The 12,769-nt window shown below is 41.6% G+C and carries 11 protein-coding genes, 1 tRNA gene, 1 rRNA gene and 1 pseudogene; 2 read left to right on the top strand and 12 right to left on the bottom strand.

Annotation, left to right across the window (positions count from 1 at the left end; genetic code table 11):
* Nucleotides 1–1,138 precede the first annotated feature (1,138 nt).
* The 3 genes and pseudogenes from R2B72_RS13555 to groES all read right to left on the bottom strand — a co-directional run bounded on the left by R2B72_RS13555 (nucleotide 1,139) and on the right by groES (nucleotide 4,418).
* A pseudogene (locus R2B72_RS13555) lies at nucleotides 1,139–2,135 on the bottom strand (tRNA dihydrouridine synthase).
* Between the two features lie 319 nt (nucleotides 2,136–2,454).
* Nucleotides 2,455–4,086: a chaperonin GroEL gene (groL, locus tag R2B72_RS13560; protein WP_318617157.1), complete on the bottom strand. Its 1,632-nt coding sequence runs from the start codon at nucleotides 4,084–4,086 to the stop codon at nucleotides 2,455–2,457.
* A gap of 47 nt (nucleotides 4,087–4,133) precedes the next feature.
* Nucleotides 4,134–4,418, bottom strand: coding sequence for a co-chaperone GroES (gene groES, locus R2B72_RS13565; protein ID WP_318617158.1), 285 nt, complete (start codon nucleotides 4,416–4,418; stop codon nucleotides 4,134–4,136).
* 234 nt (nucleotides 4,419–4,652) lie between these two features.
* Here groES and R2B72_RS13570 point away from each other — a divergent pair, with 234 nt between their 5' ends.
* Nucleotides 4,653–5,396 (top strand): type II CAAX endopeptidase family protein, encoded by a 744-nt coding sequence (locus R2B72_RS13570; RefSeq protein ID WP_318617159.1) that lies wholly within the window; start codon nucleotides 4,653–4,655, stop codon nucleotides 5,394–5,396.
* Between the two features lie 49 nt (nucleotides 5,397–5,445).
* Here R2B72_RS13570 and tatC read toward each other — a convergent pair whose 3' ends face one another.
* The 3 genes from tatC to R2B72_RS13585 all read right to left on the bottom strand — a co-directional run bounded on the left by tatC (nucleotide 5,446) and on the right by R2B72_RS13585 (nucleotide 7,248).
* Entirely contained in the window at nucleotides 5,446–6,276 is an 831-nt protein-coding gene (tatC, locus tag R2B72_RS13575) for a twin-arginine translocase subunit TatC (RefSeq protein WP_318617160.1), read from the bottom strand.
* 17 nt (nucleotides 6,277–6,293) lie between these two features.
* Nucleotides 6,294–6,503 (bottom strand): twin-arginine translocase TatA/TatE family subunit, encoded by a 210-nt coding sequence (gene tatA / locus R2B72_RS13580; protein ID WP_318617161.1) that lies wholly within the window; start codon nucleotides 6,501–6,503, stop codon nucleotides 6,294–6,296.
* Between the two features lie 94 nt (nucleotides 6,504–6,597).
* Nucleotides 6,598–7,248, bottom strand: coding sequence for a redox-sensing transcriptional repressor Rex (locus R2B72_RS13585; RefSeq protein ID WP_318617162.1), 651 nt, complete (start codon nucleotides 7,246–7,248; stop codon nucleotides 6,598–6,600).
* 166 nt (nucleotides 7,249–7,414) lie between these two features.
* On the opposite strand from R2B72_RS13585, the gene R2B72_RS13590 reads away from it, so the two are divergent.
* Complete coding sequence (locus tag R2B72_RS13590) at nucleotides 7,415–9,343, top strand: ABC-F family ATP-binding cassette domain-containing protein (RefSeq protein WP_318617163.1); 1,929 nt, start codon at nucleotides 7,415–7,417, stop codon at nucleotides 9,341–9,343.
* 383 nt (nucleotides 9,344–9,726) lie between these two features.
* On the opposite strand, the gene tsaD is transcribed toward R2B72_RS13590, so the two are convergent.
* The 6 genes from tsaD to rrf all read right to left on the bottom strand — a co-directional run.
* On the bottom strand, nucleotides 9,727–10,749 hold the full coding sequence (tsaD, locus tag R2B72_RS13595; protein ID WP_318617164.1) for a tRNA (adenosine(37)-N6)-threonylcarbamoyltransferase complex transferase subunit TsaD: 1,023 nt from the start codon (nucleotides 10,747–10,749) through the stop codon (nucleotides 9,727–9,729).
* Entirely contained in the window at nucleotides 10,746–11,171 is a 426-nt protein-coding gene (gene rimI, locus R2B72_RS13600) for a ribosomal protein S18-alanine N-acetyltransferase (RefSeq protein WP_412177856.1), read from the bottom strand. The genes tsaD and rimI overlap by 4 nt, the downstream gene beginning before the upstream one ends.
* A 19-nt stretch (nucleotides 11,172–11,190) precedes the next feature.
* Nucleotides 11,191–11,901, bottom strand: coding sequence for a tRNA (adenosine(37)-N6)-threonylcarbamoyltransferase complex dimerization subunit type 1 TsaB (gene tsaB, locus R2B72_RS13605; protein WP_318617167.1), 711 nt, complete (start codon nucleotides 11,899–11,901; stop codon nucleotides 11,191–11,193).
* Nucleotides 11,898–12,350: a tRNA (adenosine(37)-N6)-threonylcarbamoyltransferase complex ATPase subunit type 1 TsaE gene (gene tsaE / locus R2B72_RS13610; protein ID WP_318617168.1), complete on the bottom strand. Its 453-nt coding sequence runs from the start codon at nucleotides 12,348–12,350 to the stop codon at nucleotides 11,898–11,900. Before tsaE ends, tsaB begins: the two co-directional genes overlap by 4 nt.
* A gap of 184 nt (nucleotides 12,351–12,534) precedes the next feature.
* Nucleotides 12,535–12,610 (bottom strand) — tRNA-Asp (locus R2B72_RS13615).
* Between the two features lie 63 nt (nucleotides 12,611–12,673).
* Nucleotides 12,674–12,769 (bottom strand): 5S ribosomal RNA (gene rrf, locus R2B72_RS13620); the annotation flags it as partial.

Here is a 12,769-nt window from a genome sequence, read left to right on the forward strand (position 1 = left end):
CACTTTATAATTAGTTTTTTGGAACAAAATAAAAGTTTTTACTCAACTTTCGCACCTAATAAAACAGGGTGATAAGTTGCCAGTACTAACTTTTTGGCATATCCAGTAGATGCATTGACATTTAAAAAATCAAAAAAGGCACCTCAACTTTCGGTATAGAGAGATTAACGTAAAATCACTACCACATAGAAGAGGTGCCTACTATATGTTAGAATAAAACCAAGAGAATAATCAACTATCCTAAGAACTAAATACCGTTTTTTCTCAACTAGAGATTTTTAAACACTTGCGCAATGTAGGCATTAAAAAGTCAGTCGGCTTTAGCTGTTCATACTTATTTAGACTTGTTTTTTGCTTGATTTTTCAACACAGAAACTAGTTCTTTCTTTTAGAGTCAAAGAAAGCCGATTGTTATCCAGCCAAGGATGACGTATATCGGTTCTTGAATCAGTCCACGTTCAATTGGCACCGGTTTTTACTGTCTTTTAGTGCCTCTACGATTCAAAAAGTGGGACGCCTTACGGACCAAACACGAACAAAGGTATTGATCATTGACGATTCGTCTTTTGATTGAAATCGTAGTAAAAAAGGGGAACTTCTTGCGCACTGTTTTGATCACGCTTCACAAAAAATGCGTTTTTACAAAGGCTTTCGGATGCTTACATTGGGGTGGTCAGATGGTTGTACGTTTAAGCCAGTGGTTTTTCTTTACTTAGTTTGAAGAAAGCCCAAATCAATGGTATTTTAACGGATATTGATAAACGAACCCCTGGCTATAAACGTCGTGTAAATGCGTTACAAACCGCTCCTGAACAAATTCCAGCTATGATTTAGCATGCGCTTTCGAGTGGAATTGACGCTAGTTATGTCTTGATGGGTTCTTGGTTTACGATGCCACTTCTTATCAAAGGAATTGTTGAACAAGCGATCGATGTGATTGGCGGTATGGTAAAAGCGGCATAACAGCGCTATTTAACAGCTGGTGGGTTGGTTGATTTAAAGAAAATTTACACAAATAATAATAGCCACAGTTCAGCAAACACATTTCGGTTTGATCTACTGTGGCTATTTAGCTACTGTAATATGCTATTTTGGTTTTTCCAAAACACAACGACCATTACTAACATGGTAACATCACTTAATCCTCCAGTTGCTCCACGTCATCAACATTCTTACATTCAAAGTCGTTGAGCAATGTACGCACGCCATCTGTTGACTCTGTGCTCATCAATTGATTTCTCAATCAATTCCCCAGCCCCACAGATTCCACGAACATAAATCTAAAAAAAACGACGAAGCGGTTTGAATGGAAGTCGTTGTAATTCTGTTGAATTTTTATCATAGAGGTCCAGCTGCAACCTTAATAAATCCAGCAATTCCTTGGTACTATGTTCTCTTGGCTCTTTTTCAAAGGTAAATGGATTCCAAAAAGTACCTCGTCCAATCATCCCCCCATCGATACCATACTTTTCGTCAAGCTCCAAGCCTGCTTGACGATCAGCAATATCCCCATTGATTGACAAAAGTGTATTGGGAGCTATCTCATCACGGAATTTCTTAATCTCTGGAATCAGCTCCCAGTGCGCATCCACAGCGCTCATTTCCTTTTTAGTACGCAGATGAATCGATGAATTGGCGATGTTTTGTTTCAAGAAATGTGTCAACCAGCCGCGCCACTCGTTCACATCTGTGTAGCCAAGTCTTGTCTTCACACTAACAGGTAATCCTCCTGCTTTTGTAGCTTGTATGATGTTTGCTACATTATCAGGATAACGGATTAGACCGCTTCACTTCCCTTTTGCTACCACATTTGGCACAAGGCAACCCATATTGATATCCACACCTTTAAAACCTCATTCTGCCATACCAATACTCATTTCCCGGAAGTGTTTAGGTTTATTCTCCCATATACAGGCCACTATCGGTTGTTCACCTTCTGTAAAAGTCAAATGCCCGCGAACACTAAAGATCCCTTTAGGGTAACAATAACTCTCCGTGTTCGTAAACTCCGTAAAAAAAACATCAAGTGTAGCTACTTCAGCCACTACATGGCAAAACACAACATTCGTCACATCTTTCATCGGTGATAAAATAAAAAAAGGTCGTGGTAAATCGCGCCAAAGATCCTCGTTCATATTCAAACTACTATTCTTTCATTACGGGATGCCAGTTCAACCCATTATCCAAAAAACCGTATTGCATTTATATTGAAAATCCAAAAAGTCAACTTAAATTGAATCAACATCTATCTAGTATCTAAAAATCAATCTTTTCTTAACGTTACCCATTTTACATGAGTAGCGTGTTTGTGTAGGCATTCATGATTGCCTCTAAAATGGGTTCCATTTTCAAATTGAATACGAATTGTGAGGTCCACAGGCAGACTTCAATAGACGAATAAAAAACGCCAACCCCACTAAAGGAGTCGACGCTTTTCAAATTAAGGCTGATGACTTACATCATTCCACCCATGCCACCCATATCAGGCATTCCGCCCATAGCACCAGCTGGCTCAGGTAGGTCCGCTACAACTGCCTCAGTTGTCAAGAACATAGCTGCAACAGATGCCGCGTTTTGCAATGCTGAACGTGTAACCTTAGTTGGGTCAACGATACCCGCTTGCATCATGTTAACCCAAGTGCCCTCTGCTGCGTTGAAGCCGATGCCGACTTCTTCGCGTTTGAGGCGATCAACAACGATTGAGCCTTCGAGACCTGCATTGTTAGCGATTTGGCGTACTGGCTCTTCAAGAGCACGAAGAACGATTTTCACACCTGTTGCTACGTCGCCTTCCACAGAGTCTAGTAGTGCTGCTACTTTGCCATAAACGTTGACAAGTGCCGTACCACCGCCAGAAACGATACCTTCTTCGACAGCTGCACGTGTAGAGTTCAATGCGTCTTCGATGCGAAGTTTACGTTCTTTTAGTTCTGTTTCAGTTGCTGCTCCGACTTTGATCACAGCAACGCCGCCTGCTAATTTCGCAAGACGTTCTTGCAATTTCTCTTTATCGAATTCAGATGTCGATTCTTCAAGTTGGATGCGGATTTGGTTAACTCGTCCTGCAATCACTTCAGAATTGCCGCTACCTTCGACAATTGTAGTATTATCTTTCGTTACAACCACTTTCGCTGCGTGTCCAAGCTGCGTAATATCTGCAGATTTAAGGTCTAGACCCAAATCTTCTGTAATAACTTGACCACCTGTTAGTACTGCGATGTCTTCCAACATTGCTTTACGACGATCGCCGAAGCCTGGCGCTTTAACAGCAACAGCGTTGAATGTACCACGTAGTTTGTTGACAACAAGTGTTGCCAGTGCTTCGCCTTCAACGTCTTCTGCAATCATTAGAAGTGGTTTACCTTGTTGAACGACTTGTTCAAGAACAGGAAGAATTTCCTGGATGTTTGTAATCTTTTTATCTGTAATTAAAATGTAAGGGTTATCGAGAACGGCTTCCATTTTATCTGTATTTGTTGCCATATAAGCAGATGCATAGCCACGATCGAATTGCATACCTTCTACGACATCCAATTCAGTAGTGAAGCCTTTTGATTCTTCAATCGTAATAACACCGTCATTACCAACGCGCTCCATTGCTTCAGCAATCAATTGACCGACTTCTTCGTCCCCAGAAGAGATAGCTGCAACTTGTGCAATTTCTTCTTTCCCTTGGATTTCATCGGAAATATCTTGCAAACCTTCAATAGCAGCGACAACCGCTTTTTCGATACCTTTACGGATACCTACAGGGTTTGCACCCGCAGTAACGTTTTTCAACCCTTCACGGATCATCGCTTGTGCTAAAACCGTTGCAGTCGTTGTGCCGTCACCTGCGATTTCGTTCGTTTTAGAAGCTACTTCCGCTACGAGTTTCGCACCCATATTTTCAAATGCATCTTCTAATTCGATTTCACGTGCAATTGTCACACCATCATTTGTAATGAGTGGTGAACCAAATTTTTTCTCAAGAACAACGTTACGCCCTTTAGGTCCAAGCGTTACTTTTACAGCGTCCGCTAATGTATCTACACCACGAAGCATTGCGCTACGTGCATCTTCATTGAATTTAATTTGTTTAGCCATTTATAAGTTCCCTCCTGATTTTCGTGTACTTGTACATTAACCGAGCATTAGCCGATAACTGCCAAAATGTCGCTTTCACGCAGGATTAGATATTCATTACCTTCATATTTCACTTCAGTACCAGCATATTTTGAGAAGATAATCCGATCGCCTTCTTTAACTTCTAGGTCGATGCGCTGGCCGTTTTCAAGCACGCGTCCAGTACCTGCTGCAATGACTTTCCCTTCTTGCGGTTTCTCTTTCGCAGAATCCGGTAAGACAATACCGCTTGATGTTTTTTCTTCTGCCTCGATTAGTTCGATTAAGATACGGTCACCTAATGGTTTTAACAAGTAAAACAACCTCCTCAAAGTAATTCCTTAAATTTTAGCACTCAGTAGATAAGAGTGCTAATACATTTCTTATCATAATGAACATTCGAATTAATTGCAAGTGAAATACTATCAATTATGCTAAAGCATAATTGCGTCTAGCTTTTGAATTGTGCAAGCACAATTAATTCCCTTTGCTAATCTAGCTTTAAACAGCTAAAATTAACGTCAGCCACAGTTGAAAGGGTGGGTTCGTTGAAAAACTGGAAAATCTCTTTATGGCTCTTGGCAGCCTATACTGTTATGCAAATCGGTAGCATCTACTTGGGACAGGGCTTATTTAACAACCTCCCTTGGAATGAACAATACAGCGAAAAGGACATCGCCTATCGTGCAAGTGCTTGGTCTCTGTTCATCAGCAATGCACTGGCTGCAATTGTGTTCATATTGTTCATCGTTCGGAATAAAAAGTTCTTACCTATCTTCAAAGAAAAAAAGGCTACTACGGGCAATGCAATTCTTTGGGGGTTCATTGGTTTCTTCCTTGTCATGGGAGGACAAATGCTTGCCGCTGCTATTGAAAGCTTGTTTGGAATTACACCAGGATCTGATAATACGGCCGTACTAAGTGAAATTGCAAAGGTGTCTCCCATTATCATTATTTCAATCGTAGTGTTTGCCCCGTTCCTAGAAGAGATTGTATTCAGACGGATCCTGTTTGGTGGGGTTTATCAAAAGACGAATTTCTGGATTGCAGCTATCGTCAGTGCCTTGATTTTCGCAGCGATGCACAACGAATTTGAGCATCTGTTGATGTACATGGCGCCCGGACTGATCTTCTCTTATCTGTACTATCGAACGAAGCGACTTCTGACACCGATAATTGCCCATTTACTTATGAATGGCTTCGTCGTCATCGCACAGCTGAACTTCGACAAGCTTCAAAAGTATATCGATGAGCTAGAAAGTTTAAAACAAGCGATTATCTTCTTTTTTTAATGAAAAAAGTCTTCCACCGAATTTTTTCGGTTTGGAAGACTTTTTACGTTTACTTCTGTTGCCTCATCACTTCATCAATTTGGCGCTGTTGCTCTGCACGCACTTCTTCTAACTGCCGCTGTCGCTCAGCTGTCTCTTCTTCTAGCTCACGCTGCTGCTCCGCCTTCAAATATTTCCGATAGCCAAATCGGGATATAAAAATACTGATTTCATACAACGCAAACAGTGGAACCGTAACGAAAAGATGCGAAAATAGATCCGGCGGTGTAATGAACGCCGCAATGACGAACAAGACGAAATATGCATATTTCCGTATTTTCACCAGTGTGGCCGGATCCAAAATACCGAGTCTTGTTAAAAATAGCAAGACAATCGGTAATTGGAAAATGATGCCGAATGGAATGAGTAATTGAAACAAAAATGAGAAATACTCATTAATACCGATTGTCTGAACAATGTCGAGATCTGTCGATAAATTCATCATGAACCTCATTACATAAGGCAATAGTACAAAATAGGAAAATGCAATCCCACCGACAAATAAGAAGAATGTGAACGGGATATAATTCAATGTAGCCCGTCGCTCCGTTTCATGCAAACCCGGGGAAATGAACGCCCATAGCTGATACATAATAACCGGTGAAATGATAATCACCGCTATAAAAATAATCACTTTCAAGTAAATCATAATCGGGTCGAGCACGTTGAACGCATTCAACGTAATACCTTCCACTATCCCATCGGATTGCAGGAATTGAATAATAGGCTTTGCGATGAAAAAGCTACCCGCCACTGCAATCACAAAGAAAACGACGATTACCATCAGCCGTTTTCTAATCTCATCTATATGTTCAATGATTGTTAAGTTTTTTTCTGTCATTGGACAAACACCCTAACTTACTTCACTTCTTCTTTCTTAACTTCCACTATTTCTGCTTTCTTGTCTTCCACTTTCTTCACATCGTCATCTTCTACGAGACCTTTCGTCGCGTTTTTAAATTCACGCAATGAAGAACCGAACGCCTTTCCAATCTCAGGCAACTTCTTCGGACCGAAAACAAGCAACGCAATAATGGCGATAATAATTAAACTCATTGGACCTGGCATCTCAGACACCTCCCTCGTAGCAGAAGGATTCAATCATCCCTCATTCTGCTATCCATTTTACACGAAAACCGCTAATATTACTATTATCGAGCAATTACAATTGTGAATGTTTAACGTCATTTTTCATGAAATAAATAAGTGTCTGCAACTCAACAGATAAATCTATTGTATGGACACGCACTGAATCAGGTGCAGAAAGACGGACTGGCGTGAAGTTCAAAATCCCTTTAATGCCCGCCTCCACCAACTTATCCGTTACATCCTGTGCCACACGTGAGGGCACCGTCAAAATAACAAGATCAATGCCCAGTTCGACAATTTTCTCACTAATTGTATCTGGATGAAAAATAGGTATACCGCTCAATACTTTTCCATCTGCCGGTGCTTTTGGATCAAATGCCACGACGATCCGGGTATTATGATTTTTATGGAAGTTATATTTTAAAAATGCGTTCCCCAAACTGCCCACACCAATTAGTGCGACATCTGTTCCTTCATCTTGATCGAGGATTTGACGGAAAAATTCGACAAGATAATGCACATCATAGCCATATCCTTTGCGTCCAAGTGCCCCAAAATGAGAAAAATCACGACGGATAGTGGCCGCATCAATTTTCATCGCTTCACTTAATTCACTAGAAGACACACGCTTCTTACCCAGGTTGGCGAAGTTTTGAAGAAATCTATAATAAAGAGGCAACCGTTTTGATGTCGCCTGTGGTATTTTCGGCGTTTCTTCTATCATTGTAACCCCCCTGAACATCCAAATTTCGAATCAGTAGGGAATTTGGATTTCCCTAGATTCAAGTTAAACCGATTCTATCGTACAGTACATACCGAACCTTGTAAAGCCAACCGTTGCACGCTTCGCGCCATTCCATTAAACTAAAGAAGAATAGAGGTGCTCAAATATGATTGTATTACAAGTGAACGGACTGACAAAATCATTCTCAGGAACCGATATATTAGAAAATGTCCGGCTCGAAGTGCAACATCGCGACCGCGTTGCACTCGTTGGACGTAACGGAGCTGGAAAATCGACACTACTTAAAATCATTGCCGGTGAAATGACGGCGGATTCTGGTGATTTAATCATCCCGAAAGACGTGAGAATCGGTTATCTTGAACAGCATAGTGGCATTGATTCTGCTTTATCTGTTTGGGAAGAGATGATGACCGTCTTTGAACCGCTCCATATCATGGAAAGACGGCTGCGGACACTTGAGGGACAAATGGCTGATCCAGCGGTATACGACACTCCTACCGACTATGCACGTGTAATGTCGGAATACGACGCCCTACAAATTGAGTTTAAAGATTCCGGCGGCTATCAGTATGAATCAGACACACGCTCCGTCCTTCACGGCATGCGTTTTTATCCCGACGATTATGAAAAAAGTGTCAACCTGTTATCTGGTGGACAAAAAACAAGGTTAGCACTCGCTAAAATGTTACTAAGCAAGCCCGATCTTCTCATCCTCGATGAGCCGACAAACCATTTGGATATCGAAACACTCGGTTGGCTTGAAAAATATCTCGTCTCCTATGAAGGAGCTATCCTGATTGTTTCGCATGACCGCTATTTTCTGGATGAAATCGTCACCATCGTTTACGAAGTGTCTAGAAGAAAAGTAGCCAAGTACACAGGGAACTATAGTGCGTATCTTGACGAAAAAGCGAAAAACTACGAGCGAGATCAAAAGCTTTTTGAAAAAGACATGACCGAGAAGGCCAAGCTCGAAGATTTTATCCAAAAAAATATTGCCCGTGCATCGACTTCAAAAATGGCAAAAAGTCGCCGCAAGTTGTTAGAACGAACAGACTGGATGGATTCGCCTGATGGGGATGAAAAATCAGCTAGCTTTAGCTTTTCTATCGATCGCCCAAGCGGCAATGATGTACTAGCACTCGAAAAAGTTGCGATTGGCTATAATTCCACTCCTGTTTCAACGGGTATCGATTTACGCGTCTACAAACAAGACCGTATTGCCATCATTGGACCAAATGGTGTTGGTAAATCGACATTGTTGAAAACACTCGTTAAAGCGAATGAGCCCGTTTCCGGCTCGATACGCTATGGGACAAACGTCCAATTTGGCTATTATGATCAGGAACAAGCAACACTAATTGGGACAAGCACTGTTCTTCAAGAATTATGGAATGATTGGCCGATGATGAACGAAAAAGATGTACGCTCTGTACTGGGCCGCTTTTTATTCACAGGGGATGACGTAGAAAAACCAGTCACTTCCTTGTCAGGTGGCGAAAAAGCACGACTATCACTTGCTAAGCTGATGTTAGAAAAATCGAATACACTTGTTCTCGATGAACCAACAAACCATCTTGACTTAGATAGTAAAGAAATTCTCGAAAATGCATTGGATGATTTCCCTGGTACTCTTATCTTCGTATCGCATGACCGTTACTTCATTAATCGGATTGCTACAAAGGTTATAGATATTAGTGCGACTGGTGCAGTCGAGTATCTGGGAGACTACGATTATTTCGTTGAGAAGAAGTTGGAACAACAAGAGCTACTTGCCGAAACCACTAGCAAAGCAACTACAACACCTGTGACATCAAGAAAGAATGAAGATGACAAGGAACTGAAAAGGCAGGAAAGAAGGCTGACAAGAGCGATTACAGAGCTTGAGGAGCAACTTTCTCTATTGGACGAACAGCTGGCAGCACTTCAAAATGAACTTGCCACCCCTGAATTTGCGGAAGATCATGTGAAATTAATGGAACTTCAAGCACAGATTGATGCTTGTCAGGATGACCACGATAACAAATCGGAAAATTGGCTAGCCCTTCAAGAAGAATTAGAATCATTTGTATAAAAAATCGTAATTTTTATTGCGCCACGTCGAATCGGTATAACCAATTCAACGCGGCGTTTTGTCGTTTCTAGCTGTCGTAACTTGTTATATAGTCAACTATTCTAGTTTTCCGGGAAATTATTTCCCACAATCTTATACACAAGCAAAATGTTGATAGTACGGGATATGAACAACACTGTCCACATTATCCACAGGTTTCTTATTTTTTTTCCACAAAGTTATCCTTTCTCCCATGTTATTAAATGAACAATTTCATATGTTATGCACAACTTATCCACAAATTGTGCATAAGTACGAACGTTCCCTCTTGACAAAATTAAAATGCTACCGACATAAAAACACGGAAATTGTCGTTTCATGACAATTTCCGCGTGCACAGATTATTATTTTTTCCATGAAGTAAGTGACATACCTGGCTTACCGTTCATCGCAAGATTGCCACGTATTCCGTCCACAAACATGGCTGATCCCGCTGCCGCAATCATAGCTGCGTTATCCGTACAAAGAGCGATTGGTGGTACATAAAAAGGAATTCCTTCGTCCTTGAACGCATCTTCTAGTGAAGAACGTAATCCTTTATTCGCTGCAACGCCTCCAGCTGCAATCACCTGTTTTACACCATATTCCTTTGCAGCCTTCAACGCTTTTGTCGTTAATACCTCGACAACGCTCGCTTGAAAACCAGCTGCAACATGAGCTGGGTTGACTTGCTCTCCACGTTGTTCAAGATTATGTTTGTAATTTATAACTGACGATTTTAGTCCGCTAAAACTAAAATCATAAGAATTTGGTTCTAGCCACGCTCTTGGAAAAGCAATTTCTGCATCACTTTCCGCCGCTAATCTGTCAATTTGCGGTCCTCCTGGATAAGGAAGCCCGAGTACACGAGCCACCTTATCGTATGCTTCTCCAGCGGCATCGTCACGCGTTTCTCCAATTAACTTGAATGATCCGTGTTGTTCCATTAATACAAGCTCTGTATGTCCTCCAGAAACAATAAGTGCTAGAAGCGGAAACTCCATTGGTTGCATCAGCTCATTTGCATAAATATGGCCCGCAATATGATGAACCCCGATAATCGGCAAACCGTTAGCAAAAGCGAATGCTTTCGCTGCATTTACACCTATTAATAATGCTCCTACTAATCCTGGCCCTTCTGTCACCGCAACTGCATCCAACTGTGCAGGAACAAGTCCAGCTTCCACTAGTGCTTCTTCTATGACAAGCGTAATTTGTTCAACATGGTGTCTTGATGCAATTTCAGGTACAACACCACCAAATCTCGTCTGGCTCACAATTTGGGAGGCTACAACATTTGATATAATCTCCGTTCCATTTTTAACAATGGAAGCCGCTGTTTCATCACAACTCGTTTCAATTCCTAAAATATAGCTGTCTTTTGTCATTTGAACTCCACCCACATGACGAGCGCATCTTCATGGTCGTCTGTATAATAGTTTTTCCGTATTCCGCCATCCTGAAAACCAAGTTTACGATACAAATTTTGTGCTGTTTCATTCGTCATCCGTACTTCAAGCGTCATTAAGCGAACGTCCAGCTCCCTACAAAGTGCAATGGCTTCTCTCATTAAAGCTTCACCGATGCCATTGCCACGCATTTGCGGACGTACCGCAACATTCGTAATATGACACTCATCCAATACAATCCACATACCGCAATGACCAATCACTTCTTCATCCTGGACTGCAACGACATAATGCGCATAGTCATTACTCGTCATTTCATGCTCGAAAACTTCCCTCGTCCATGGAATCGCAAAAGACTCCTGCTCGATTTGCACAACAAAGGGGATATCATCCATCCCCATTTTTCTATATTGAATATCTTTACTCACTAGTCTTGTCCTTTCCCTGCTCTTTCAGCCAGTTTGCCTCAGCCTCAGCAATACGACGGTATTCAGGCACAAATGCATGCACATCTGCTTCTTGCTCTGATTGAGCTGCAATATAAATGAGTGAAGATGCACGAGGCAGATTGAAATGAAGTGGTGCAATCATCGCACGATGCCCAAGCTGTTCAACAATTTGCTGTTCATACATAGCCGTATCTTTTCCGACAAATAACACGGGGCCATCGCACTCTCCAATTTTTCGAATCAATTCTTCAAGAGAATAATGCCCGTCTTCAATGACTTCCATAAGCTCCCCAGCATTTAATTGATAGACACCCGCATAAACATTATTTCGTCTAGCATCAATAATTGAGCAAATTAAGCCATTAAAAAATAATGCATTGGCAGCCAATGCTTTCAAACTAGAGACACCAACAAGAGGTTTGCCAAGTGTCCATGCCAATGTTTTTGCTATCGTTACACCGATTCTGACACCCGTATAAGAACCAGGTCCTTCCGCAACCGCAATCGCATCAATTTGAGACGGTGCAATCCCTACCTTTGCTAGTAATTCTTCAATTGCCGGCATTGCACGCAGTGAGTGGTTGATAGCCATTGCAGAAGTTTCCTCCACTAACAGTTCTCTGTCCTTCACGATTGCAATCGAAAGTGGTGTATTAGCCGTATCTATTCCTAGCCAAATCATAAGTAAATCCCCTCACAAATCTTTTTATACCGTTCACCTATTGGCTTAAGTGTAATCATTCGTTTATCTCCGCCTCCATGAACAAGACGAATTTCTAAACGTTCTGTCGGTAAATTATCCTCAATCAAATGTGCCCATTCAATAACTGATATTGCTTCTCCGTAAAACAATTCGTCCCAACCAAGATCCTCATCACTACCAGCCAAGCGGTAAACATCGAGATGATTGAAAGGATAATCCCCTTCATACTGCTTGATAATCGTAAACGTCGGACTGTTGACTGTGCGCGTAATGCCCAAACCTTTTGCTAATGCTTTCGTAAACGTCGTTTTACCGGCACCAAGATCTCCTTCGAGTGTGAGTACATCCGGTGGAGTAAGAAGCGTTGCCAATTTTGTTGCTAACTGCTCTGTTTCCATAACAGAAGAGACTTCGATTTCTTTAATCATATGATTTTTCCTTTCCGCTACTTTGTTATAGTGTACCGAAAATACGATGCATCGGAAAGTTTAGAGTTGCCTATCATCGAATTTCCAACAATGCGTAGTTTAGTTTTTATTAAATATTATTTAAGCAACAAAAAAACCGACCCTGGAATAAATCCCTAGAATCGGTTTGTAAATTAAAATTAAATGGCGGTCCCGACCGGGATCGAACCGGCGATCTCCTGCGTGACAGGCAGGCATGTTAACCGCTACACCACGGGACCTAAACATGTATTACTTTTCGACATTAAGACTTTTTACACATTTAAGTCGAAGTAAATGTGTTTGCCCGGCGACGTCCTACTCTTGCAGGGGGAAACCCCCAACTACCATCGGCGCTGAAGAGCTTAACTTCCGTGTTCGGGATGGGAACGGGTGTGACC

Source organism: Sporosarcina sp. YIM B06819, from assembly GCF_033485175.1.
Classification (GTDB): Bacteria; Bacillota; Bacilli; order Bacillales_A; family Planococcaceae; genus Sporosarcina.

What these genes read in the sequence shown, in the direction of transcription:
- groL (WP_318617157.1), bottom strand. Translation starts at nt 4,086, where the DNA reads ATGGCTAAACAAATTAAATTCAATGAAGATGCACGTAGCGCAATGCTT.
- tatC (WP_318617160.1), bottom strand. Translation starts at nt 6,276, where the DNA reads ATGACAGAAAAAAACTTAACAATCATTGAACATATAGATGAGATTAGA.
- tatA (WP_318617161.1), bottom strand. Translation starts at nt 6,503, where the DNA reads ATGCCAGGTCCAATGAGTTTAATTATTATCGCCATTATTGCGTTGCTT.
- R2B72_RS13585 (WP_318617162.1), bottom strand. Translation starts at nt 7,248, where the DNA reads ATGATAGAAGAAACGCCGAAAATACCACAGGCGACATCAAAACGGTTG.
- R2B72_RS13590 (WP_318617163.1), top strand. Translation starts at nt 7,415, where the DNA reads ATGATTGTATTACAAGTGAACGGACTGACAAAATCATTCTCAGGAACC.
- tsaD (WP_318617164.1), bottom strand. Translation starts at nt 10,749, where the DNA reads ATGACAAAAGACAGCTATATTTTAGGAATTGAAACGAGTTGTGATGAA.
- rimI (WP_412177856.1), bottom strand. Translation starts at nt 11,171, where the DNA reads ATGGGGATGGATGATATCCCCTTTGTTGTGCAAATCGAGCAGGAGTCT.
- tsaB (WP_318617167.1), bottom strand. Translation starts at nt 11,901, where the DNA reads ATGATTTGGCTAGGAATAGATACGGCTAATACACCACTTTCGATTGCA.
- tsaE (WP_318617168.1), bottom strand. Translation starts at nt 12,350, where the DNA reads ATGATTAAAGAAATCGAAGTCTCTTCTGTTATGGAAACAGAGCAGTTA.